The organism is Peribacillus sp. NPDC101481 (assembly GCF_044767165.1).
Lineage (GTDB): Bacteria > Bacillota > Bacilli > Bacillales > DSM-1321 > Peribacillus.
This window is the reverse complement of record NZ_JBIWNJ010000008.1, coordinates 49,690-74,976: the sequence shown is the minus strand read 5'-3', so window position 1 is coordinate 74,976 and position 25,287 is coordinate 49,690. Positions and strand designations below refer to the sequence as shown.

The following is a 25,287-nucleotide window of genomic DNA, read 5'->3' as shown; positions in this document are numbered from 1 at the left end:
CACCCGTTCCCATTCCGAACACGGCAGTTAAGCTCTTCAGCGCCGATGGTAGTTGGGGGTTTCCCCCTGTGAGAGTAGGACGCCGCCAAGCCATTTATTAAGATCAGCCATCCGGCTGGTCTTTTTTGATGTTCGTAATTAAAAAAGTTTTTTATTTATGGGACAGCATGGGCTGGCCGTATTTTTGGTGAGCTAGAATTGGACAGTATTAAAATTGTGAAACCTTAAGGAGAAGAAAAAATAGCAGGTTTTGCTTTTGTCTTTTTAGGGTATTTATGTAAGATATTTTAACTTTAATGTTCAATGGGGTATGTAACTACATATAATTTGGAGAAAATGGATATTACAGAAAGAAAGTGCGTTTAAGTTGCAAAATGCATTATTCCTTGTATAATAATAGTCAAATATAGTCAAAGTCAGAATGGAGGAGGCTGAGTGAGAAACATATCTGATGTTATCGAAACTTATTTGAAGCAAGTACTTGAAATAAGTCAAAAAGATATCTTGGAGATTAAAAGAAGTGAAATAGCAGATAAATTTCAGTGTGTTCCTTCTCAAATCAATTACGTAATCAATACCAGGTTTACCATCGAGAGAGGTTATGTTGTAGAGAGTAAGCGTGGGGGCGGAGGTTATATACGCATCATGAAGGTGGAATCACAGGATTCCGTGCAACTTATCAACCAATTATTATCGCTTATTGGTTCCAGGGTATCTCAATCGATGGCTGAAGGAGTAATTTCACGGCTGATGAATGAAGACGTCATTAATGAAAGAGAAGCAAAGATTATGATGAGCGTCATAGATAGATCGGTGATTTATATCGACCTACCTGACCGCGATGAACTTAGGGCAAGAATTTTAACTGCGATGCTTACGACTTTAAAATATAAATGAAACTGGCAGAGGTGATGAACGTTGATTTGCCAAGAATGTCATCAAAGGCCTGCTACCCTGCACTTCACCAAAATCATCAATGGAAAAAAGACTGAAATCATGATTTGTGAGATATGTGCTCAGGAAAAAGGCGAAATATTCATGGATGCAGGTGGACCTGGTTTTTCAATAAATAATTTATTAGCAGGATTGTTGAATATCGAGTCGAATATTCAACAGACGAAGGCAAATGCATTTCCTAAAACGGAAGAGAGGCGTTGCCCGCATTGTCATCGATCTTATAAAGAATTTGTCCATATTGGTAAGTTTGGCTGTGCCGAATGTTATAAAACGTTCAATGAACAGTTAAATCCCATTTTAAAGAGGGTTCATAGCGGCAATACAGCACATATAGGGAAAATTCCAAAAAGGATCGGTGGCACCATCTATCTTCGAAAGCAAATTTCAGATTTGAAAGAAGTTTTAAAGGCCCACATTGATCAAGAGGAATTCGAGAAAGCGGCAGAGGTAAGAGATAAGGTACGTTCCCTCGAAAAAAGGTATGAAGCCCAAGAGGGAGGCGAGGAATTATGAGCTTGGAAAAGTTTGTAGAAAACGCTTTGAGTTCCTGGATGAGTGCCGAAGGGCCGGAAATCGATATTGTATTGAGTTCGCGGATTCGGCTGGCCAGGAATTTCAAAGACTTTACCTTCCCAACCTCCTTTTCTAACGAAGAAGCTAAAAAAATCATTGAATTGGTCAAAAAAAGAATTGAAGAGGAAGTGACTCCAGAGATTGGGAAACTGGAACTTTTAGAGATTGACCAATTGCAGCCACTGGAAAAGCGCGTTCTCGTTGAAAAACATTTAATCAGTCCTCATTTAGTTGAAGATTCAGCGAAAAGCGCATGTCTCCTTTCGGAAAATGAAGAAATAAGTATCATGATAAATGAAGAGGATCACCTCCGTATTCAATGTTTAATGTCGGGATTGCAGCTGAAGGAAACCTTAAAGATTGCAAATGTTCTTGACGATTGGATTGAAGAATCCATAGACTATGCATATGATGAAGAAAGAGGATACCTAACAAGTTGTCCGACTAATGTGGGAACAGGATTAAGGGCTTCAGTCATGATGCATCTTCCCGGCCTGGTCCTTACACAGCAGATGAATAATATCATACCGGCTATCAACCAATTGGGGTTGGTGGTTCGAGGGATTTATGGAGAGGGCAGTCAAGCGTTAGGGAATATTTTTCAAATCTCAAATCAAATTACTCTTGGAAAGTCGGAAAGGGATATCGTTGAAGATCTAACAAGTGTAGTGCAACAAATCATAGCCCAGGAACGGTCAGCGAGGGATGCATTAGCGAGGACTTCCCACATACAATTAGAAGATAGAATTTTCCGTTCATATGGGATTTTGTCCAATGCTCGAATCATCGAGACCAAGGAAGCAGCTACCTGTATCTCCGATGTCAGGTTAGGGATAGATCTTGGGTATATAAAAAATATTTCCAAAAGCATTCTAAATGAGTTGATGATTTTGACGCAGTCGGGATTTTTACAAAAGTACGCAGGCGGCCCTTTAAGACCCCATGAAAGGGATATTCGAAGAGCAGCACTCATCCGGGAACGCTTGAATTTCACTGAATCTTCCTCCTCATAGAGGTCATAGACCTCTTTAGGGAGTATCAAATTTCATGTAATAGATATGGAGCAAGAATAAGCTTCTGCCATTACTTAGAGAATTGCCAGCAACTTTATTCAAAACGAAAATTCTAAGGAGGAATTCCCTATGATGTTTGGTCGTTTTACTGAAAGAGCCCAGAAAGTATTAGCATTAGCCCAAGAAGAGGCAATCCGTTTAGGTCATAATAATATTGGCACGGAACATATTTTACTGGGTCTTGTCCGAGAAGGCGATGGTATTGCAGCCAAGGCGTTATTTGCTCTTGGATTGGGTCCGGATAAGATTCAGAAAGAAGTGGAAAATTTAATTGGCCGTGGACAGGATACGGCTCAAACGATACATTATACCCCAAGAGCCAAGAAAGTCATTGAACTTTCCATGGATGAGGCAAGAAAATTAGGTCACTCATATGTTGGGACAGAGCATGTTCTTCTAGGTCTTATACGAGAAGGGGAAGGTGTAGCTGCCCGCGTATTGAATAATCTTGGAGTAAGTTTAAATAAAGCCAGACAACAAGTATTACAGCTTTTGGGCAGCAATGAATCAGGTGGTCATCAAGGTTCTGCCGCTTCAAATGCGAGTACACCGACACTGGATGGCCTAGCCCGTGATTTAACGGCGATTGCCAGGGAAGGAAGCCTGGATCCCGTTATCGGAAGAAGTAAGGAAATACAGCGTGTCATTGAGGTATTAAGCCGCCGTACAAAAAATAACCCAGTATTGATCGGTGAACCTGGGGTAGGTAAAACAGCCATTGCTGAAGGGCTTGCCCAACAGATCATCAATAATGAGGTACCTGAAATTTTACGCGATAAACGCGTAATGACACTTGATATGGGTACCGTTGTGGCTGGTACTAAATACCGTGGTGAATTTGAGGACCGGTTGAAGAAAGTTATGGATGAAATACGTCAGGCGGGTAATATCATCCTATTCATCGATGAATTGCATACATTGATTGGTGCAGGTGGTGCAGAAGGTGCCATCGATGCGTCCAATATCCTTAAACCATCATTGGCACGTGGTGAATTACAATGTATCGGTGCTACAACATTGGATGAATACCGTAAGTATATTGAAAAGGATGCTGCGCTTGAACGTCGTTTCCAGCCAATCCAAGTCGATGAGCCGACTATTGAGGAATCCATCCAAATCCTCAAGGGGCTGCGTGACCGTTATGAGGCACATCACCGCGTATCGATTACTGACGAAGCGATTGATGCCGCAGTCAAATTATCCGACCGTTATATTTCCGATCGCTTTTTACCGGATAAAGCGATTGACTTGATTGATGAAGCTGGCTCCAAGGTCAGGCTGCGCTCATACACAACGCCACCTAACTTAAAGGAACTTGAAGTGAAGCTAGACGATGTTCGCAAGGAAAAGGATGCTTCCGTTCAGAGTCAGGAATTTGAAAAAGCAGCTTCGCTTCGCGATACGGAACAACGCTTAAGAGAACAATTGGAAGAAACGAAAAAAACTTGGAAAGAAAAACAAGGGCAGGAGAACAGTGAAGTCACTGTGGATGACATTGCACATGTCGTGTCCAGCTGGACGGGAGTGCCAGTCACTAAACTGGCGCAAACAGAGTCAGACAAACTTCTTAATATGGAGTCGATCCTCCATGATCGTGTAATTGGGCAGGAAGAGGCCGTCATTGCGGTTTCTAAAGCAGTACGACGTGCCAGGGCAGGTTTGAAAGATCCTAAACGTCCAATTGGTTCATTCATCTTCTTGGGACCTACAGGGGTCGGTAAAACCGAGCTTGCACGTGCTTTGGCTGAATCAATTTTTGGTGATGAAGATGCCATGATCCGTATCGATATGTCCGAATATATGGAGAAACATTCAACTTCACGTCTTGTTGGATCCCCTCCAGGATATGTTGGATACGAAGAAGGCGGTCAGTTAACGGAAAAAGTGCGGAGGAAACCATACTCTGTCGTTCTGCTTGATGAAATAGAAAAGGCGCATCCGGATGTCTTCAATATCCTTCTTCAAGTATTGGAAGACGGAAGGCTGACAGATTCCAAGGGTCGTACTGTCGATTTCAGGAATACCATTCTGATCATGACATCGAATGTAGGTGCGTCGGCTTTGAAAATCGATAAGTATGTCGGCTTTAACATCCAGGATACTGGCCAGGACTATAAAAATATGAAAGGGAAAGTGATGGAAGAACTCAAACGTGCATTCCGTCCGGAATTCCTGAATCGTATTGATGAAACCATCGTGTTCCACTCATTAGAGAAGGATCATTTGAAACAAATCGTTACATTAATGTCAAATCAGCTTACTACCCGTTTGAAAGAACAGGAGATATACTTGGAGCTGACAGATGCGGCTAGAGAAAAAATTGCAACCGAAGGTTTTGATCCGGAATATGGTGCACGTCCAATCCGCAGGGCACTTCAGAAGCATGTAGAAGATTATCTATCCGAAGAGTTGCTTAAAGGCAACGTGAAAAAAGGGCAAACGGTCGTAATGGATGTCGTGAATAATGAGTTTGCAATCCGGCAAGGCGAGCCTGTTAATGTAAGTGAATAACCTGATCCTAAACTTCGAGGTACACGCAGATTCTTTTGCAGTGTACCTCTGTTTTTTATCTATAGGTAGATATGAGTATAAACGGGACAAGCAGAGTGAATATTTTTTTAAAAAAACTTAGCCTTAAGAAGGTTTAAATAAAACAGAGATATAATATCCTTAATATAGATATTTTTTCCAAAGGAAGAGGAGTAATTTATGGCTGTAAAAAAGAAAACAAAATTTATGTGTCAGTCTTGTGGATATGAATCCGCGAAATGGATGGGGAAATGCCCAGGCTGCGGTGAATGGAACAAAATGGTCGAGGAAACCGAAATCGTTAAGCCTGCTAGAAAGGGCGCGTTTACCCATTCGGAGGTTAGAGGTTCCGGGGAACGGGAGAAGGCAGCACCCATAACGACCATTCAATCAGAAAAAGAACCACGGATTAAGACGGATTTAATGGAATTGAATCGTGCTCTTGGGGGCGGGATCGTACAGGGGTCACTTGTATTGATCGGAGGGGACCCGGGTATCGGTAAGTCCACCCTGCTTTTACAGGTATCATCCCAATTGGCGCATAAACAGAAAAAAGTGCTATATATATCAGGTGAGGAATCAGTCAAGCAGACCAAATTGAGAGCAGACCGGCTGGGGACCATGTCGGAACATCTGTTCGTTTATGCTGAAACCGATATGGACTATATCCAACAGGCCATTACAGAGGTAAAACCGGATTTGGTCATTATTGACTCCATTCAAACGGTATATCATTCGGAGGTTACATCTGCCCCGGGAAGCGTTTCACAAGTGAGGGAATGCACAGCTTCACTCATGCGAATAGCTAAAACGAACGGGATCGCAATTTTTATCGTCGGTCACGTTACAAAGGAAGGGGCCATTGCGGGGCCGCGGCTGCTTGAGCACATGGTTGACACCGTTTTATATTTTGAAGGAGAAAGACACCATACATATCGAATTATACGTGCGGTCAAAAACCGCTTTGGTTCGACGAATGAGATGGGTATTTTTGAAATGAAAGAACATGGATTGGAAGAGGTAGCGAATCCATCGGAAATTTTCCTTGAAGAACGGTCGCAAGGAGCTTCGGGTTCCACAGTCGTCGCATCCATGGAGGGCACAAGGCCGGTGCTTGTCGAAATTCAAGCATTGATTTCACCTACGAGTTTTGGAAACCCAAGGCGAATGGCCACGGGAATTGACCACAATCGAGTTTCGCTTTTAATGGCTGTTTTGGAAAAGAGAGTGGGCTTGCTGCTCCAAAACCAGGATGCGTATTTAAAGGTTGCTGGTGGGGTCAAGCTTGATGAACCGGCAATTGACCTCGCTGTTGCAATAAGCATTGCATCAAGCTTCCGAGATAAACCAACAAACCCTGCCGATTGCATCATTGGTGAAGTGGGGCTGACTGGGGAAGTGAGAAGGGTGTCACGGATAGAACAAAGAGTGCAGGAAGCGGCGAAATTAGGGTTTGAGCGGGTTATCATACCGGCTAATAATATAGGGGGATGGACTGCGCCAAAAGGTATTAAGATCGTTGGTGTTTCATCGGTTTCGGAGGCTCTTAAACAATCGTTAGGGGGTTAAGTATGACAGATAAAAAAGGGTATGAGAAAACTAAATTGGAAATTCTGCAAATTGTAGCACCGGGTACCCCGCTTCGTGAGGGTATTGAAAATGTCCTGAGGGCAAATACAGGTGGTTTGATAGTGGTCGGATATAACGAGAAGGTGCGAACGATCGTGGATGGCGGCTTCGAAATCAACTGCAGCTGTACCCCCAGCACATTATATGAGTTGGCGAAGATGGACGGGGCCATCATTTTAAATGAAACGGCCGATAAGATCATTTTCGCAAATGCCCAATTAGTGCCGGACAATAGCACACCTTCCACTGAAACGGGAATGCGGCATAGGACAGCGGAACGTGTGGCAAGGGAGACCAAGTCGTTGGTCATCGCAATCTCACAACGTCGGAATGTCATCACTTTATATCAGGGCAATTTCCGGTATGCCCTTAAAGATATAGGAGTCATACTTGCTAAGGCTAATTTGGCCATCCAGACCCTGGAAAAATACAAGGTGGTCCTGCAGCAGAGCATATCGGTTTTAGGAGCGCTCGAGTTTGAGGAAATCGTGACCTATGCCGACCTTTTGCAGGTATTTCACCGTTATGTAATGGTGCTCAGAATCAAGGCCGAGCTACTAACGTACCTTAATGAGCTTGGTACGGAAGGAAGATTGATCCGTTTGCAAATGAATGAAATCCTGGCAGATATTGAAACGGAAGGAAAATGGCTTATCAAGGATTATACCTCCAGTAATGATGAAAATCCCGAGGAAATCATTTTTAGGCTTCAAGAGTTGGCCATGCAGGAAAAACTGGATGAAAGCATTCTTCTGAAGGTGCTGGGCTATCATGGATACATACATCTTGATGAGTCAGTACATCCCCGTGGTTACCGTATTCTTCATAAAATCCCACGCCTGCCGGGTTTGATCATCGAAAATTTAGTGAAACAGTTCGGAAGCTTTAGTGAAGTCAATAAAGCTACGGTTGAAAACCTTGACGATGTGGAGGGTATAGGCGAAGTCCGCGCCAATAAAATCAAAGAAGGACTCCGCATTTTAAAAAATCAGCTGGTCACAAATAGAAGGATGTAAGGAGCAGCTGGCCTTTTAACATTCACCTGAACCAGCTTGAAATTGGTTGGTGTTTATTTTTGACACTCAAAACTCAGGGTGCTAGGCTAATATTACGAAAAAGAGAAGAAGTCGTATTTGTAAATCCACTAATTCCTTAAGTGAATTTAACGTATATAATGAAAACGAATTTTCGAAGGTTTCATTTTATTTTATTGGTCAATAATGAGTAGAGGGAGGTGAAAGGGATGTTAAAACGCATTATACAAGCATGCTTCTTAATAGTCGGCGGAACACTTGGTATGTTACTAATTCCTGAATTATTAATTGTTTTACATGCAGACGATATTGCTTTATTAAACAATCCTTATGTAAGTGTACTGTTGGGTGCCATTATCTTTTATCTTATAACTTTTTGGGCAGTAGATCATGTGATCTATTTTATGAAGTGGCTGGAGGAACAGCTTGTTAAGATACCGATTACGGATATAATCTTTGGCAGCGTCGGCCTTTTAGTGGGACTGCTTGCGGCGTTCTTGGTTGGCTCCGCCTTCAGTGCCATCAAGGTTCCTATTTTAAATACAGTGGTACCTATCATCCTTACGCTTTTATTTGGTTATCTTGGTTTTCAGGTGGGCTTTAAAAAACGTGATGAGCTATTGAGTTTATTCATGAAAAGCAATAAGAAAAAGAATACTGATGGTGAAGCGAACGAAGAGGATGAAGAGGGGTATAGCAAGCGGCTTAAGATTCTCGATACTAGCGTCATCATTGATGGTAGAATTGCGGATATCTGTCAGACGGGCTTTCTGGAGGGTACCATAGTTATTCCTCAATTCGTTTTAAACGAGCTGCAGCACATTGCCGATTCATCTGATGCATTGAAAAGGAATCGCGGAAGACGCGGTTTGGATATCTTGAATCGAATTCAAAAAGACCTGCCGATTAAAGTGGAGATGTACGAGGGTGATTTTGAAGACATTCAGGAAGTGGACAGTAAACTGGTGAAGCTTGCCAAAATATCGGGCGGAATGGTCGTTACCAATGATTTCAATTTAAACAAAGTATGCGAGTTTCAAAACGTGGCGGTTCTTAATATCAATGATCTGGCCAATGCCGTTAAACCTGTTGTACTTCCTGGGGAAGAGATGAATGTTCAAGTCATCAAGGATGGGAAAGAGCAGAACCAGGGCATCGCTTATTTGGATGACGGTACCATGATCGTAGTCGAGGGTGGCCGTGATCATATCGGGAAACGAATCGATGTACTTGTCACAAGTGTATTGCAGACCTCTGCAGGCCGGATGATATTCGCTAAACCGAAACTATTAGAAAAAGCATTATAAAGAAGAGTAGGAGAAACCGTTATGTTTTATGAAGTAGTGATACCTGCAGCTGGACAAGGCAAAAGAATGAAGGCGGGCAAGAATAAACTTTTTATTGAACTATCGGGTATCCCGATCATTGTTTATACACTGCGTGTCTTCGAAGAAGATCCTGACTGTCGGGGGATTATCCTTTCGATAAACCCGGCAGAAAAGGATTATTTCAATCAATTGATAGCAGCGTATGGGCTTAAAAAGGTCAAGAAACTGGTCATGGGTGGCAAGGAGCGCCAACAAAGCGTGTATAATGGACTGCAACATGCAGAAGAAGACATCATCTTGGTCCATGACGGTGCCCGCCCTTTTATCAATCTTGGGCAAATCAGTGAATTGACTGCTGCCGCCTCCCTGCATGGAGGTGCCGTAATTGCAGTGCCCGTTAAGGATACGATTAAAAAAGCGGCAAACAAAGAGGTAGTGGAAACAGTGGAACGATCAAGCTTGTGGGCGGTGCAAACTCCACAAGCTTTTCGTGTATCCATATTAAAAAGTGCGTATGAACAGGCAGAAGCTGAAGCGTTTTTAGGGACGGATGATGCAAGTTTGCTAGAGCGGATCAATGAACAGGTAGTTATTATTGAGGGCAATTATGATAATATTAAAATTACGACTCAGGAAGACCTTTATTTTGCAGAAGCGATTTTACATAAACAACAACATGGAAAAAGATGATTGGGGAGAATGATATGTTTAGAATAGGACAAGGATATGACGTTCATCAGCTTGTAGAGGGCAGACCTTTGATTATTGGCGGGATTACGATTCCGTATGAGAAAGGTTTGCTAGGGCATTCTGATGCGGATGTCCTTCTGCATACTGTTGCTGATGCCTGCTTGGGTGCAATTGGTGCAGGGGATATCGGTAAGCATTTTCCGGATACCGATCCTGAATTTAAAGATGCCGATTCGGCAAAACTGCTGCAGTATATTTGGGCAATTGTAAAAAAAGAAGGATATTCCCTGGGCAATGCGGACTGTACAATCATTGCACAAAGCCCGAAAATGGCACCGTATATTGAGGAGATGCGAGGCAGGATTGCTGAACTTTTAGATACGTCGATAGACAGAATTAATGTAAAGGCGACCACTACCGAGAAACTTGGATTTACAGGCAGGAGCGAAGGAATCGCGGCACAGGCTGTAGTCTTATTGGTTAAATCAAACTAAATTCATTTTTAGGGTGGATGCCTTTATCCCAATGTATTTAAATGATAATATATACAATAGAATAGAACGACTGGGAGGTCTATATATATCATGAGCAGTGATATTCGAGTTCGCTATGCACCGAGTCCGACTGGACATTTACATATTGGTAATGCACGGACTGCTTTATTTAATTATTTATATGCACGAAATAAAGGCGGGAAATTCATCATTCGTATTGAAGATACCGACCAAAAGAGAAATATTGAAGGCGGAGAGGATAGTCAGCTTAAATATTTAAAATGGCTTGGTATGGATTGGGATGAAGGTGTTGATGTTGGCGGTGAATACGGGCCATATCGTCAATCCGAAAGGAACGACCTTTATCAGGAATTGTATCAAGAGCTTTTAGATAAGGGTTTGGCATATAAATGCTATTGTACGGAAGAAGAGCTTGAAGCAGAGCGTGAAGGACAGGTCGAACGCAATGAAACGCCAAAATATTCAGGGAAGTGCAAGCATTTAACTGAGGAAGAGCAAGCGGAACTATTGGCTCAAGGAAGAAAACCGAGCATTCGCTTTGCCGTTCCGGCTGGGAAGGTCCTTACTTTCAAAGATATGGTCAAGGATGAGGTTTCTTTTGAAACAGATGGCTTTGGTGATTTTGTTATCGTTAAAAAAGATGGCATTCCAACCTATAACTTTGCAGTGGCCGTCGATGATCATTTGATGAAGATTTCCCATGTCCTTCGCGGTGATGATCATATCTCCAATACTCCAAAACAATTGATGATTTATGAAGCTTTCGGCTGGGAACCGCCGGTATTCGGACATATGACGCTGATTGTAAACGAAAGCAGGAAGAAACTGAGTAAACGTGATGAGTCGATCATTCAATTCATTGAGCAATATGAAGAGCTTGGTTATGTACCTGAAGCGTTATTCAATTTCATTACATTACTAGGGTGGTCTCCGGTCGGGGAGGAAGAGATTTTCACGAAGGAAGAATTCATTAATATTTTCGATGCTGACCGTCTTTCTAAGTCACCTGCACTTTTCGATAAACAAAAGCTTACATGGATGAATAACCAATATGTTAAGCAATTGGACGTCAATCGTGCAGTGGAATTGTCAATGCCTCACTTAATTAAAGCCGGGAAGGTTTCAGAGACACTGACCGCCGAAGAAGAAGAGTGGGTACATGGGCTAGTTTCCCTTTTTCAAGAGCAGATGAGCTATGGAGCGGAAATAGTCGAGCTATCTGAACTGTTTTTCAAGGATGAGGTCGTGTTCGAGGAAGAAGCTAAGGAAGTGTTGGCTGAAGAACAGGTACCGGAAGTCATGAAAGCTTTCCTTCAGGAGATTGAAGGGCTTGAAGAATTTAACGCGGATGAAATCAAGAAGTCGATTAAAGCCGTACAAAAAGGCACAGGTCATAAAGGGAAAAAATTATTCATGCCGATAAGGGCTGCCGTCACGGGTCAAACACATGGTCCTGACTTGCCTAAGGCGATTTCATTACTGGGCAAGGAAAAAATTAAACAGCGTATTCAGAGTATTTTATATTAACAATTTGTCGAAAATGTAATATAGTATTTAATAATCTTACAAAAGAACGCGTAGATGGGGAGAAGTAAGTAAACGAAGCTTTTTAGAGAGAACCATAACCTGCTGAAAGTGGTTCAAGCCTCTCGTTTTCTGAAATGCACCCTTGAGTCCTTTGCTGAACTAACTTATAGTAGGCACAGGCGGAATTTCCTCCGTTACAGGGATTAAAGTTGGGGATGAAAAAACAGGAAAAAGCTTTATCTGGTTTTTACATTCCAAACAGAGTGGAACCGCGCTTCAAGCGTCTCTGTCTATTTGGACAGAGACGCTTTTTTATATGCTTTAAAAGCTTCAAAAGGGGATGTTGGAAAAGGACGGAACATAGGGGGGAATCATTTTGTTAAAGATGTTTAAAGAGGATATCGAAGTGGTTTTTGATCAAGATCCTGCTGCGCGCAGCTATTTGGAAGTCATATTGACGTATGCGGGTTTACATGCAATTTGGAGTCATAGGATGGCTCATGCACTATTCAAGAAGAAATTCTTTTTCCTGGCAAGAAGTATATCTCAAATCAGTCGGTTTTTTACCGGAATTGAAATTCATCCAGGGGCTACGATTGGCCGTCGTTTTTTCATTGACCATGGAATGGGGATCGTCATTGGCGAAACTTGTGAAATTGGCGACAATGTATCTGTCTTTCAAGGTGTAACCCTTGGGGGAACAGGAAAGGAAAAGGGAAAACGTCATCCTACGATAAAGGATAATGTCCTGATTGCTACAGGAGCAAAAGTGCTTGGTTCCATCACTGTTGGGGAAAACTCAAAAATCGGTGCAGGATCGGTTGTTTTAAAGGAAGTGCCACCTAATTCTACAGTGGTGGGCATTCCAGGTAAAGTGGTCATTCAAGATGGTATCAAAATCAACAAAGACCTAAATCATTGTGATCTTCCTGATCCAATCGCTGATCGCTTTAAGGAATTGGATAGTGAACTCAGGGCCTTAAGAGAGAAGCTGGCTGAACAGAAGCAGGAAGAAAGGAGTCTATAATATGGCGATTAAAATATATAACACAGCAACAAGAAAAAAGGAAACCTTCGTCCCGATTGAAGAGGGAAAGGTGAAGATGTATGTATGCGGGCCCACTGTCTATAATTACATTCATATAGGTAATGCAAGACCGGCAATCGTATTTGATACCGTACGTAGGTATTTGGATTACCGTGGATATGATGTGCAATTCGTTTCGAACTTTACCGATGTAGATGATAAGCTGATTCGCGCGGCAAAAGAATTGGGTGAAGATGTCCCGACCATCTCAGAGCGTTTCATTAAGGCTTATTTTGAAGACGTATCGGCATTGGGCTGCAAAAAAGCGGATGCTCACCCAACCGTAATGGAGAACATGGATGCAATCATTGAATTCATTTCGGCATTAATTGAGAAAGGATTCGCTTATGAATCTGAAGGGGATGTGTATTACCGCACTCGTAAGTTTGGGGGATATGGAAAGCTTTCACATCAGTCCATCGATGAGCTGCGAGTGGGGGCCCGTATTGAAATAGGGGAGAAAAAACAAGATGCCCTTGATTTTGCCCTTTGGAAAACGGCCAAGGATGATGAAATATCTTGGGAGAGCCCATGGGGTAAGGGTCGTCCTGGCTGGCATATCGAATGCTCCGCAATGGTCAAAAAGTATTTGGGCGATACGATCGATATTCATGCAGGGGGTCAAGATCTGGCTTTTCCGCATCATGAAAATGAAATTGCACAATCCGAAGCATTGACGGGTAAGACCTTTGCGAATTATTGGATGCATAATGGGTATATAAATATTGAGAATGAAAAAATGTCTAAGTCCTTAGGCAATTTCGTCCTTGTGCATGACATCATACAGAAGCATGATCCACAAGTGTTACGCTTCTTCATGTTATCTGTACATTACCGTCATCCCATCAATTATAGCGAAGAAGTGCTTGAAAATGTAAAAGCGTCCCTAGAACGCTTAAGGACATCTTATCAAAACTTAAAGCATCGCCTTCAAGTAAGTGATGGATTGACTGAGAATAATGATGTTTGGTTGGAGAAGCTTAATGAATTACATGAACAATTCATTAAGGAAATGGACGATGATTTCAACACAGCTAATGCAATATCCATGCTCTTTGAACTATCCAAACAGGCGAATTATTACTTGATGGAGAAAAACACAGACAAGGAAGTGATTAATGCTTTCCTTGATAAATTCAACATCTTATTTTCTGTCCTCGGTTTATCCCTTGAAGAAGAGGGGCTTTTGGATGAAGAAATTGAAGGGTTGATACAGCAGAGAATTCAAGCGCGGAAAGACCGCAATTTTGGGTTATCTGATGAAATTCGTGATCGCTTGAAAAACATGAATATCATATTAGAGGATACCCCTCAAGGTACAAGATGGAAAAGAGGGTAATTAATGCTTCATTACGATAGTAAGGTAGATGCAAAAATGCTGAACAGTCTTGCTTTAGCATATATAGGTGATGCCGTATACGAAACGTATATACGGCATCACCTCATTCAAAAAGGATCGGTCAAGCCAAATCTACTTCACAAAAAGGCTACATCTTTTGTAGCGGCTAAAGCACAAAATAAAGTCATCCACTTTTTCCTGGACTCAGGTTGGTTATCGGAAGAGGAATCCGCAGTCGTTAGGCGCGGCCGAAATGCAAAATCCGGTACGGTACCGAAGAATACAGATGTGCAAACGTATCGCTACAGTACAGCCTTCGAGGCACTTATGGGATTTTTGTATTTATCCGGCCGAATAGAAAGAATGGAAGAACTCATCAAAAAATCCATTGAATACATTGAAGAAGAAAAGGGGAGTAACCCATGAGCGAAGAATATATCATTGGCAGAAACCCCGTATTGGAAGCTCTTCGCTCCGAACGGGATATTAATAAAATTTGGATAGCCGAAGGCTCGCAAAAAGGCTCGATGCAGCCACTCATCGGTCTGGCGAAGGAAAAGAAGGTATTCGTGCAAATCGTACCGAAGAAAAAAATTGACCAAATGGCTGAAGGCATCCATCAAGGCGTTATCGCACAAGTGGCTGCATATGAATATGTGGAGCTGGATGATTTATTCGCAAAAGCGGCTGAACGGGACGAAGCACCTTTTTTCATGATTCTTGATGAAGTTGAAGATCCGCATAATTTAGGGTCGATCATGAGGACGGCTGATGCTGTCGGTGCCCATGGAATCATCATTCCAAAAAGGAGAGCTGTGGGCTTGACGGCAACAGTGGCAAAAGCCTCGACGGGTGCAATTGAATATATTCCGGTAGCTCGCGTTACAAATTTGGCGAGAGCGGTGGAAGAGTTGAAAGAGCGCGGGGTATGGATAGTCGGTACCGATGCGAAAGGCAGCGATGATTACCGTAACATGGATGGAAAGATGCCTATCGGACTTGTTATCGGCAGCGAAGGAAAGGGCATGGCACGATTAATGAAGGATAAATGTGATTTTCTCATCCGTCTCCCTATGGCAGGTCAAGTAACTTCGTTAAATGCATCGGTAGCAGCCGGTTTATTGATGTATGAGGTTTATAGAAAAAGAAATCCCCTAGGGCAATGATGAAATGAATATTCTGTTGGTGGACGGTTATAACATTATTGGAGCTTGGCCGGAACTGAGAGAATTAAAGGAACGGGATCTTGCTGCTGCAAGGGACCGGTTGATAGAAATGATGGCGGAATATCAAGCATTTACCGGATACCGTGTAATTGTCGTATTTGACGCTCAATATGTTCAGGGAATTGCCCGTATATTCAAAAATCACAAAGTTGACGTAATTTTTACAAAAGAAAATGAAACTGCGGATGAAAGAATTGAAAAGATGGCCATTGAACTGAATAATGTCAAAACACAAATTCAAGTGGCAACCTCGGACTTCACGGAACAGTGGGTGATCTTCGGCCAAGGGGCCCTAAGGAAATCCGCTCGTGAACTGCTTATTGAAATGGAAGAAATTCAAGGCGAAATCAAGAAAGATGTAAGAAAAACAACGACGATAAGACCCGTGGCTAAAATTCCTTTAAGTGAAGAAGTGGCAGAAATTTTCGAAAAATGGCGCCGGGGTAAAATATGAACCATTGACGGGTAAATTTTACCTGCTGTATAATATTTCTATCTGAGTCAGGTCAGGGGGATATAATGTGGGTCTCAAATTCGGAATGAAGCTGAACGAAAAGTATCTGCAGTTTGAGGATGATGAATTGATAGGGTTGGTGCACACTGGAGACAGTGAAGCGCTGGATTATTTGATCCAAAAGTATCGTAATTTTGTAAGAGCTAAGGCAAGGACTTATTTCTTGATTGGTGCCGATAAGGAAGACATCGTGCAAGAAGGTATGATTGGTTTATATAAAGCCGTCCGTGATTTTAAAGGGGATAAGTTATCTTCTTTTAAAGCATTTGCAGAACTATGCATTACAAGGCAGATCATTACAGCTATCAAAACAGCAACACGTCAAAAACATATTCCGCTCAATTCCTATGTTTCCCTGGACAAGCCCATTTACGATGAGGAATCGGATCGAACTCTAATGGATATTATATCGGGTACGAAAGTTTTGGACCCGGAAGAACTGATCATCAACCAAGAAGAGTTTGACGATATCGAATTAAAGATGGCCGAGCTCCTGAGTGATCTTGAGAGAAAAGTGTTAGCTCTTTACCTGGATGGACAAACCTACCAAGAAATTTCGGAAGAGTTGAACCGGCATGTTAAGTCAATCGACAACGCCCTTCAGCGGGTGAAAAGAAAGCTCGAGCGCTATCTGGAAGTAAGGGAAATCAGTTTATAATCCCTCCGCTTTTTCCGCTTAATTTCATCTGTCCCTTCTCCACATGGAAGTTTATTATTCACAAAGATTTTTAATGGTTGGCAAGTAAACCGATATTCTGATTTCCGGTGTCCATAATCGTCGAAACCTGCTTTGATATTGACAATAAAAAACAGCCGTGATAAGGTTTTATGGATATAGTAGATAGGATAGGTGTATCTAATGCGAAAAAAAATAGTTCTTGCCTGCACTGATTGCGGTACAAGGAATTATAGTTATGAGAGCAAACAATCGACAAGCGGCGAACGACTGGAAATCAAGAAATTTTGCAGTACGTGCAACTCACACTCGATTCATAAAGAAACGAAATAACCGTTTTATAAATAGATTGACAGAAGCTTCTAATGCTTGGAGGTACATTCATGAAACGTTTTACCGAATTTTTCAGCGGAGTCGCTCGCGAAATGCAAAAGGTAAGCTGGCCGAAACGCAAGGAGCTTACCAAATATACAATCGTGGTGGTAACGACTGTAGTATTTATGGCTTTATTCTTTACAGTGGTGGATTTGGGCATTTCCGAATTAATTCGCTTAGTTATTGAATAAGAGATTCGAAAATAAGGTATAATAGTGATAGAATAATATGTGTCAGCAGAAAAGCCCGGAAACGGGTTTTTTAATTTGTCTTTTTTAGTAAGTTCAAAATCGAGCACTGCTGTAATATGTTCATCACAATATATTCTAGTTAAGTCGGAATGACGCCGTATGGTTTTTTGGCTAAAACGTTCAAAGATAAAGATTAATAAAGAAAATGATTGATTGCAGGGAGGGAAGGACGTTAAAGTCCTAACACATGGAAAAGAATTGGTATGTAGTTCACACCTATTCAGGTTATGAGAACAAAGTTAAGGCTAACTTGGAAAAACGTGTTGAAACTATGGGGATGGAAGACAAGATCTTTCGCGTAGTAGTTCCAGAAGAAGAAGAAACAGAAGTGAAAGATGGCAAAAAGAAAGTGACCAAAAAGAAAGTATTCCCAGGATATGTATTGGTTGAGATCATCATGACTGATGATTCATGGTATGTTGTCCGGAATACGCCTGGAGTAACAGGTTTCGTAGGTTCATCTGGAGCTGGGTCAAAACCGACTGCATTGCTGCCGGAAGAAATTGAAGTCGTTCTTAAGCGAATGGGCGTAGATGAAAGTAAAATCGAAGTTGATTTTGAAATCGGTGATACGGTTCAAGTTAAGGAAGGGCCATTTGCAACATTTGCAGGACCTATTGAAGAACTTGATAAAGATAAAGGTAAAGTAAGGGTTCTAGTCAATATGTTCGGCCGTGATACACCGGTTGAACTTGATTTTAATCAAGTGGAAAAATTATAAACGGAAAAAAACTTGAAATTGCCTTTTGAAAGTGGTAAAATTTCAAAGGTCAGTATGTTTCAATTTTTAGGCCTCAACGATACAAGCATTCTTTATTAATATATAAAGAATTCAAGATGAGTGGGAGGGTATTACCCTATTACCACATCACGGACTTATAAGGAGGTGTGTCTCGTGGCTAAAAAAGTAATTAAAATGGTTAAATTGCAAATTCCTGCTGGTAAAGCGAATCCGGCACCGCCAGTCGGTCCTGCATTAGGTCAAGCTGGTGTAAACATCATGGGATTCTGTAAGGAGTTCAACGCTCGTACAGCAGATCAAGCTGGTCTAATTATTCCTGTTGAAATCACGGTATTTGAAGACCGTTCATTTACATTCATTACAAAAACTCCACCGGCTGCAGTATTGCTTAAGAAAGTAGCTGGTATCGAGTCTGGTTCTGGTGAACCTAACCGTAATAAAGTTGCTACAGTCAAGCGTGATCAAGTGCGCGAGATTGCTGAAACTAAAATGCCTGACCTAAACGCTGCAAGCGTTGAAGCTGCAATGCGTATGGTTGAAGGTACTGCTCGCAGCATGGGTATTGTCATCGAAGACTAATCCATGTAATTGCTATTTGTTTCTACGGGGTTGCGATTGATACTCGCAACCTTTATTCGTGGGAGGTCATTCCGTTAAAACCACAATTTAGGAGGATTTATATCATGGCTAAAAAAGGTAAAAAGTATCTTGAAGCAGCTAAGCTTGTAGAAGTATCTAAGGCTTATGCTGTAACTGAAGCAATCGAAGTTGCTAAAAAAGCAAACTTCGCAAAATTCGATGCGACTGTTGAAGTTGCTTTCCGTTTAGGCGTAGACCCTAAGAAAGCCGACCAACAAATTCGTGGAGCAGTTGTTCTTCCGAATGGTACTGGTAAAACTCAACGCGTATTAGTATTCGCAAAAGGCGAAAAAGCAAAAGAAGCGGAAGCTGCTGGTGCTGACTACGTTGGCGAATCTGACTACATCAACAAAATCCAACAAGGATGGTTCGAATTCGATGTAATCGTTGCGACTCCAGACATGATGGGTGAAGTTGGTAAACTTGGCCGTGTATTAGGACCTAAAGGTTTAATGCCTAACCCTAAAACTGGCACAGTAACTTTCGATGTAACGAAAGCTGTTAATGAAATCAAAGCTGGTAAAGTTGAGTACCGCGTAGATAAAGCTGGTAACATCCACGCTCCAATCGGTAAAGTATCTTTCGAAGATGCTAAACTAGTGGAAAACTTCACTACTATCTATGATACATTATTGAAAGTTAAACCTGCGGCTGCTAAAGGAACTTACATGAAAAACGTTTCTGTAACAACTACAATGGGCCCTGGTGTGAAAGTTGATCCTTCTTCTTTCAAATAAATAATTGACATACCAAAACTATTATTGTTATAATAAGTTTTGTTGTGAATAAATGAATACTATTTGTACCGTAGACAGTAGGTGCTCATTACGAGCTTAATTCCCTGCCGAGGTAATTCGATAATAATAGTCCTGGACTATGACTTTTGAAATTACTGCCTTCATGTCTGCAATAGAGATGAAGGCTTTTTCTTTGAAACGGTATAAATGTTTTCAAGCAAATCTACAGGAGGTGTAAGGATGAACGCAATTATTGAACAAAAGCAAAAAATCGTTGCTGAGATTTCTGATAAGTTAACTTCAAGCCAATCAACAGTAGTTGTTGACTACCGTGGATTGACTGTTGCTGAAGTAACAGAACTTCGTAAGCAACTTCGTGAAGCTGGCGTTGAGTTTAAAGTTTACAAAAACTCTATGACTCGCCGTGCTGCTGAAAGTGCTGAACTTAGCGCTTTAAACGAAGCATTAACAGGTCCAAACGCAATTGCATTCTCAACTGAAGATGTTATTGCGCCAGCAAAAATCCTTAACGATTTTGCGAAAAAACATGAAGCTTTAGAAATCAAAGCTGGAGTTATCGAAGGAAATGTTGCAACTGCTGAAGAAATTAAAGCTCTTGCAGAACTACCTTCACGCGAAGGCCTACTTTCAATGCTACTCAGCGTGCTACAAGCACCTATGCGCGGACTGGCTCTTGCTACAAAAGCTGTTGCAGAGCAAAAAGAAGAACAAGGCGCGTAAGCTGACCGCTTATTTAGCCTGATGATTCAAAAAAAACCAACCATTTCGAGGAGGAAATAAAAATGACTAAAGATCAAATCATTGAAGCAGTTAAAAACATGACTGTTTTAGAATTAAACGACCTTGTAAAAGCAATCGAAGAAGAATTCGGCGTAACTGCTGCTGCACCTGTAGCTGTAGCTGCTGCTGGTGGCGCTGCTGCTGAAGAAAAAACTGAGTTTGATGTAATCCTTACATCTGCTGGAGATCAAAAAATCAAAGTTATCAAAGCTGTACGTGAAGTTACAGGTCTTGGACTTAAAGAAGCAAAAGAACTTGTTGACAACACTCCAAAAGCAATCAAAGAAGCTGCTTCTAAAGAAGAAGCTGAAGAAATCAAAGCTAAACTTGAAGAAGTTGGAGCTGGCGTTGAAGTTAAGTAATCTTGCATAAACAAAAAGCTCGCTATCACTGGCGGGCTTTTTTTCTTCATTTTTAAAGAAATGACGGAAATTAGCCGTTAATGGTTTGATAACGAGGACTTCGTTATTCCGACATTCCGGCATGCAAGCATCCATTCTTCAATTCTCTTCTCTCATTAAATCTTCAATATTCCTTTCTGATAGGGGGAGATGACTCTGACAGAGCATTACTACTCACAAAAACCGGATGTCGTAAGCAATCCGAAATTTTGGGATTTCACATTAAAGGGACGTACATTTCGCTTCAAAAGTGATAATGGTGTTTTTTCGAAAAAGGAAGTTGATTTCGGATCGCGTCTTTTGGTTGAGAGTTTTAACCTTAATGAGGCTGTGGAAGGAAATATTCTCGATGTTGGTTGCGGTTATGGACCAATTGGAATATCGATTGCGGCAGCTTATCCCGATAGAGCGATAGAAATGATTGATATAAATAGCCGGGCAGTTGAATTGTCAAAAGAGAATGCTGCATCCAATGGGATCGCAAATGTGAAGATTTACGAAAGTGATCGTTTTGACAAAGTTGCCTCCAATCAATTCGCTGCGATTCTTACGAACCCTCCCATTCGCGCAGGTAAAAGTGTAGTCCACGAAATTTTAGAAGAAAGCTATCGCAGTTTGGTAGCTGGTGGAGAATTATGGGTTGTCATTCAAAAAAAACAAGGAGCTCCATCCGCAATGGATAAAATGGAGCAATTATTTGGAAATGTTGAAGTGCCTGTTAAGAAAAAGGGATACTATATACTATTATCCAAAAAGGTTTGACTCTAAATTTTCGCTATGTTAGTATTATAAAATGCATATATATAATTCCGTAACTATGCAATTTTTATACCATTGGTGTATAATCAATGGATAATATGGGAAAAATATATAAATAATAGTTCGTTTTATGAGAAATAGTGGTTTTTAAAATAAAAACCATTTTCTTTTTGTCTATGGAAATGATTCCTTTTCCGAGGCAAATGGATCCTTATAACGCTTGATTTAAGGGGTGAATCAGTTGACAGGTCAACTTGTTCAGTATGGACGACACCGCCAACGTAGAAGTTATGCAAGAATCAGTGAGGTTTTGGACCTTCCGAATCTGATTGAAATTCAAACAGCTTCTTATCAATGGTTTCTAGATGTAGGTTTAAAGGAAATGTTCCAGGATATTTCTCCTATTGAGGATTTTACAGGTAATTTATCGTTAGAATTCATCGATTACAGCTTAGCTGAGCCGAAGTATTCTGTGGAAGAAACAAAAGAACGCGATGTTACGTATTCTGCACCACTTCGTGTGAAAGTGCGCCTTGTTAACAAAGAAACAGGGGAAGTGAAAGACCAGGATGTATTTATGGGTGACTTCCCGCTGATGACTGAAACAGGTACATTCGTCATCAATGGTGCTGAACGGGTAATTGTATCCCAATTAGTTCGCTCACCGAGTGTTTACTACAATGGGAAAATGGATAAAAACGGTAAGCTTGGATTCTCTGCGACCGTTATTCCTAACCGTGGCGCATGGCTCGAATATGAAACAGACGCCAAGGATGTTGTGTATGTTCGAATCGACCGCACCAGGAAATTACCGATCACGGTATTGATGCGTGCCCTTGGATTCGGAACAGATCAAGAAATCATCGATTTGATCGGAGACAACGAATACCTTCGCAACACTCTTGAAAAGGATAACACCGAGAGTGTGGAAAAAGCATTACTGGAAATCTATGAGCGTCTACGCCCAGGTGAACCGCCTACTGTCGAAAACGCGAAAAGTCTTTTAGTATCACGCTTTTTTGATCCAAAACGTTATGATTTAGCTAATGTAGGCCGTTATAAAATAAACAAAAAACTGCATATCAAGAACCGTTTATTCGGACAACGTATTGCAGAGACTTTGATTGATCCTGAAACAGGTGAAATCATCGTTGAAAAAGGTACAATGCTTGATCGTCGGACCCTTGATAGGATTCTGCCTCATATCGAAGCTGGAATCGGCTTCAAGACATTCCATCCATCAGGCGGTGTAGTGGAGGAGGAAACTCTTCTTCAACCTATTAAAGTGTTTGCACCAAACGATGCTGAAGGCGAAAAAGTGATCAATATCATCGGTAATGCCTATGTGACCGACCAGGTCAAAAACATTACACCGGCTGATATCATTTCTTCCATAAGTTATTTCTTTAACTTATTGCATGGTGTGGGAATCACGGATGACATTGACCATTTAGGTAACCGTCGTCTGCGTTCCGTTGGTGAATTGCTGCAAAACCAATTTAGAATTGGTTTATCCCGTATGGAGCGTGTTGTTCGTGAAAGAATGTCCATTCAGGATACGAATACAATCACTCCGCAGCAACTAATCAACATTCGCCCGGTCATTGCATCAATTAAAGAGTTCTTTGGAAGCTCGCAGCTTTCCCAATTCATGGATCAAACGAACCCGTTGGCTGAATTGACGCATAAACGTCGTCTATCTGCATTGGGACCTGGTGGTCTGACACGTGAGCGTGCTGGCTTTGAAGTACGTGACGTTCATTATTCCCACTATGGCCGCATGTGTCCGATTGAAACGCCTGAGGGACCGAATATTGGATTGATTAACTCGTTATCCAGTTTTGCAAAGGTTAACCCATATGGCTTCATTGAAACACCATACCGTCGTGTGGACCCTGAAACAGGTAAAATTACAAGCCAAATCGATTACTTAACAGCTGATGAGGAAGATAATTATGTAGTTGCCCAAGCGAATGTACGACTGTCAGATGACGGCTCATTCCTTGATAATGATGTTGTTGCACGTTTCCGCGGTGAAAACACCGTTGTTCCGCGTGACCGCGTAGATTACATGGATGTATCTCCTAAACAAGTTGTATCAGCTGCGACTGCATGTATTCCTTTCTTGGAAAACGATGACTCCAACCGTGCCCTTATGGGAGCGAACATGCAACGTCAAGCAGTTCCTTTGCTTCAACCGGAAGCCCCTCGAGTCGGAACGGGTATGGAGTATGTTTCAGCGAAAGACTCCGGTGCTGCTGTAATCTGTAAACACCCTGGTATCGTAGAGCACGTTGAATCACGTGAAGTATGGGTACGTAGGGTAAGTGAAGTAGATGGACAGCAAGTAAAAGGAAATCTTGATAAATATCGTCTATTAAAATTCATCCGTTCCAACCAAGGAACGTGCTATAATCAACGCCCTATCGTCAGTGTTGGCGACAACGTCGTAAAAGGTGAAATTCTTGCTGATGGTCCTTCAATGGAAAAAGGTGAGTTGGCACTTGGACGTAACGTATTGGTTGCCTTCATGACATGGGATGGATATAACTATGAAGATGCCATCATCATGAGTGAACGATTGGTTAAAGATGATGTGTACACTTCCATTCATATTGAAGAATATGAATCTGAATCACGCGATACAAAATTAGGGCCTGAAGAAATCACCCGCGATATCCCTAACGTAGGGGAAGATGCGCTTCGTAATCTTGATGAGCGCGGAATTATCCGTGTGGGTGCTGAAGTGAAAGACGGAGACCTCCTCGTTGGTAAAGTAACGCCTAAAGGTGTAACGGAACTGACTGCCGAGGAACGTCTATTACATGCAATCTTCGGTGAAAAAGCACGTGAAGTAAGGGATACATCACTTCGTGTACCTCACGGCGGCGGAGGAATCGTTCTTGATGTTAAAGTATTCAACAGAGAAGACGGCGATGAACTGCCTCCTGGTGTAAACCAACTCGCGCGTGTATATATCGTTCAAAAACGTAAAATCCATGAAGGCGATAAAATGGCTGGACGACATGGTAATAAAGGGGTAATCTCCAGGATTCTTCCTGAAGAAGATATGCCTTATTTACCGGATGGCACTCCAGTCGACATCATGTTAAACCCATTGGGTGTACCATCACGTATGAACATCGGTCAGGTGCTGGAGCTTCACTTAGGTATGGCTGCACGCGCACTTGGCATCCATGTGGCATCTCCTGTATTCGATGGCGCTACTGAGGAAGATGTTTGGGGTACGATTGAAGAAGCCGGGATGTCCCGTGATGCAAAAACCGTCCTTTATGATGGCCGTTCAGGTGAAGCATTCGATAACCGTGTATCAGTTGGTGTCATGTATATGATCAAACTGGCACATATGGTCGATGATAAACTTCATGCACGTTCAACTGGTCCTTACTCCCTTGTTACGCAGCAACCACTTGGTGGTAAAGCGCAATTTGGTGGTCAGCGTTTCGGTGAGATGGAAGTATGGGCACTTGAAGCTTATGGTGCTGCTTATACATTACAAGAAATCCTAACCGTTAAATCAGATGATGTCGTGGGTCGTGTGAAAACGTACGAAGCGATTGTCAAAGGTGAAAATGTCCCTGAACCAGGCGTTCCTGAGTCCTTCAAAGTATTGATTAAGGAGCTTCAAAGTTTAGGATTGGATGTTAAAATCCTCAATGCCGAAGATCGTGAAATCGAAATGCGTGATTTGGAAGATGAAGATGAAGCCAACCAAGCAGACAAATTAAGCCTTGATTCAGAAACTAAAGATATGGTTGCTTCCGAAGTAGGGGCACCTGTCAAAGAATAAAATTAAATATAAACATATCTAGTTATATATCACCCGCTCTGACTGGCAGCAAGATGTTCATTTGAAGATCATGC

General features: G+C 41.8%; 25 protein-coding genes, 1 rRNA gene and 2 other annotated features. All 26 genes read left to right on the top strand.

What is annotated here, in order from left to right:
• Positions 1–91 (top strand): 5S ribosomal RNA (gene rrf, locus ACIROD_RS25535); the annotation flags it as partial.
• A gap of 344 nt (positions 92–435) precedes the next feature.
• The gene (locus ACIROD_RS25530; RefSeq protein ID WP_101225855.1) at positions 436–897 is read left to right on the top strand and encodes a CtsR family transcriptional regulator; all 462 of its coding nucleotides are present in this window, start codon (positions 436–438) and stop codon (positions 895–897) included.
• A 21-nt stretch (positions 898–918) separates the two neighbouring features.
• Positions 919–1,470 (top strand): protein-arginine kinase activator protein McsA, encoded by a 552-nt coding sequence (gene mcsA / locus ACIROD_RS25525; protein WP_402945506.1) that lies wholly within the window; start codon positions 919–921, stop codon positions 1,468–1,470.
• Positions 1,467–2,543 (top strand): protein-arginine kinase McsB, encoded by a 1,077-nt coding sequence (gene mcsB / locus ACIROD_RS25520; protein ID WP_101225857.1) that lies wholly within the window; start codon positions 1,467–1,469, stop codon positions 2,541–2,543. Before mcsA ends, mcsB begins: the two co-directional genes overlap by 4 nt.
• Positions 2,544–2,672: 129 nt before the next feature.
• Positions 2,673–5,114 carry an ATP-dependent protease ATP-binding subunit ClpC gene (gene clpC, locus ACIROD_RS25515; RefSeq protein ID WP_101225858.1) on the top strand — a complete coding sequence of 814 codons (2,442 nt, stop codon included), beginning with the start codon at positions 2,673–2,675 and terminating at the stop codon, positions 5,112–5,114.
• Between the two features lie 198 nt (positions 5,115–5,312).
• The gene (gene radA / locus ACIROD_RS25510; RefSeq protein WP_101225859.1) at positions 5,313–6,701 is read left to right on the top strand and encodes a DNA repair protein RadA; all 1,389 of its coding nucleotides are present in this window, start codon (positions 5,313–5,315) and stop codon (positions 6,699–6,701) included.
• Positions 6,702–6,703: 2 nt separating this feature from the next.
• Positions 6,704–7,777 (top strand): DNA integrity scanning diadenylate cyclase DisA, encoded by a 1,074-nt coding sequence (gene disA / locus ACIROD_RS25505; protein WP_063595517.1) that lies wholly within the window; start codon positions 6,704–6,706, stop codon positions 7,775–7,777.
• Between the two features lie 227 nt (positions 7,778–8,004).
• Positions 8,005–9,102 (top strand): PIN/TRAM domain-containing protein, encoded by a 1,098-nt coding sequence (locus ACIROD_RS25500; protein ID WP_101225860.1) that lies wholly within the window; start codon positions 8,005–8,007, stop codon positions 9,100–9,102.
• 21 nt (positions 9,103–9,123) lie between these two features.
• Entirely contained in the window at positions 9,124–9,813 is a 690-nt protein-coding gene (gene ispD / locus ACIROD_RS25495) for a 2-C-methyl-D-erythritol 4-phosphate cytidylyltransferase (protein ID WP_101225861.1), read from the top strand.
• Positions 9,814–9,827: 14 nt separating this feature from the next.
• A complete protein-coding gene (gene ispF, locus ACIROD_RS25490) occupies positions 9,828–10,307 on the top strand; it encodes a 2-C-methyl-D-erythritol 2,4-cyclodiphosphate synthase (RefSeq protein WP_101225862.1) in 480 nt (159 codons plus the stop codon).
• Between the two features lie 90 nt (positions 10,308–10,397).
• Entirely contained in the window at positions 10,398–11,855 is a 1,458-nt protein-coding gene (gltX, locus tag ACIROD_RS25485; RefSeq protein WP_402907275.1) for a glutamate--tRNA ligase, read from the top strand.
• A gap of 42 nt (positions 11,856–11,897) precedes the next feature.
• Positions 11,898–12,146 (top strand) — a binding site (T-box leader).
• Between the two features lie 85 nt (positions 12,147–12,231).
• Positions 12,232–12,882 (top strand): serine O-acetyltransferase, encoded by a 651-nt coding sequence (cysE, locus tag ACIROD_RS25480; protein ID WP_101225864.1) that lies wholly within the window; start codon positions 12,232–12,234, stop codon positions 12,880–12,882.
• A gap of 1 nt (position 12,883) precedes the next feature.
• Positions 12,884–14,281: a cysteine--tRNA ligase gene (cysS, locus tag ACIROD_RS25475; RefSeq protein WP_402945499.1), complete on the top strand. Its 1,398-nt coding sequence runs from the start codon at positions 12,884–12,886 to the stop codon at positions 14,279–14,281.
• 3 nt (positions 14,282–14,284) lie between these two features.
• The gene (locus ACIROD_RS25470) at positions 14,285–14,707 is read left to right on the top strand and encodes a Mini-ribonuclease 3 (protein ID WP_402945496.1); all 423 of its coding nucleotides are present in this window, start codon (positions 14,285–14,287) and stop codon (positions 14,705–14,707) included.
• Entirely contained in the window at positions 14,704–15,447 is a 744-nt protein-coding gene (gene rlmB / locus ACIROD_RS25465) for a 23S rRNA (guanosine(2251)-2'-O)-methyltransferase RlmB (RefSeq protein WP_063235788.1), read from the top strand. Before ACIROD_RS25470 ends, rlmB begins: the two co-directional genes overlap by 4 nt.
• A gap of 4 nt (positions 15,448–15,451) precedes the next feature.
• Positions 15,452–15,961, top strand: coding sequence for an NYN domain-containing protein (locus tag ACIROD_RS25460; protein WP_034305067.1), 510 nt, complete (start codon positions 15,452–15,454; stop codon positions 15,959–15,961).
• Positions 15,962–16,046: 85 nt separating this feature from the next.
• Positions 16,047–16,679, top strand: coding sequence for an RNA polymerase sporulation sigma factor SigH (gene sigH, locus ACIROD_RS25455; protein WP_094246690.1), 633 nt, complete (start codon positions 16,047–16,049; stop codon positions 16,677–16,679).
• A 201-nt stretch (positions 16,680–16,880) separates the two neighbouring features.
• On the top strand, positions 16,881–17,030 hold the full coding sequence (gene rpmG / locus ACIROD_RS25450; RefSeq protein WP_101225867.1) for a 50S ribosomal protein L33: 150 nt from the start codon (positions 16,881–16,883) through the stop codon (positions 17,028–17,030).
• 50 nt (positions 17,031–17,080) lie between these two features.
• Positions 17,081–17,263, top strand: coding sequence for a preprotein translocase subunit SecE (gene secE / locus ACIROD_RS25445; RefSeq protein ID WP_034305062.1), 183 nt, complete (start codon positions 17,081–17,083; stop codon positions 17,261–17,263).
• A gap of 247 nt (positions 17,264–17,510) precedes the next feature.
• Positions 17,511–18,044: a transcription termination/antitermination protein NusG gene (gene nusG / locus ACIROD_RS25440; protein WP_048677866.1), complete on the top strand. Its 534-nt coding sequence runs from the start codon at positions 17,511–17,513 to the stop codon at positions 18,042–18,044.
• A 174-nt stretch (positions 18,045–18,218) separates the two neighbouring features.
• Positions 18,219–18,644, top strand: coding sequence for a 50S ribosomal protein L11 (gene rplK, locus ACIROD_RS25435; RefSeq protein ID WP_034305057.1), 426 nt, complete (start codon positions 18,219–18,221; stop codon positions 18,642–18,644).
• Positions 18,645–18,748: 104 nt separating this feature from the next.
• On the top strand, positions 18,749–19,441 hold the full coding sequence (gene rplA / locus ACIROD_RS25430; protein WP_048677868.1) for a 50S ribosomal protein L1: 693 nt from the start codon (positions 18,749–18,751) through the stop codon (positions 19,439–19,441).
• A gap of 50 nt (positions 19,442–19,491) precedes the next feature.
• Positions 19,492–19,642 (top strand) — a sequence feature (ribosomal protein L10 leader region).
• A 39-nt stretch (positions 19,643–19,681) separates the two neighbouring features.
• On the top strand, positions 19,682–20,182 hold the full coding sequence (gene rplJ / locus ACIROD_RS25425) for a 50S ribosomal protein L10 (RefSeq protein ID WP_101225868.1): 501 nt from the start codon (positions 19,682–19,684) through the stop codon (positions 20,180–20,182).
• A gap of 62 nt (positions 20,183–20,244) precedes the next feature.
• A complete protein-coding gene (rplL, locus tag ACIROD_RS25420; RefSeq protein WP_034305050.1) occupies positions 20,245–20,604 on the top strand; it encodes a 50S ribosomal protein L7/L12 in 360 nt (119 codons plus the stop codon).
• 195 nt (positions 20,605–20,799) lie between these two features.
• Positions 20,800–21,405 carry a class I SAM-dependent methyltransferase gene (locus ACIROD_RS25415; protein ID WP_101225889.1) on the top strand — a complete coding sequence of 202 codons (606 nt, stop codon included), beginning with the start codon at positions 20,800–20,802 and terminating at the stop codon, positions 21,403–21,405.
• Between the two features lie 238 nt (positions 21,406–21,643).
• Positions 21,644–25,213, top strand: coding sequence for a DNA-directed RNA polymerase subunit beta (rpoB, locus tag ACIROD_RS25410; RefSeq protein ID WP_230178745.1), 3,570 nt, complete (start codon positions 21,644–21,646; stop codon positions 25,211–25,213).
• Positions 25,214–25,287: the final 74 nt, after the last annotated feature.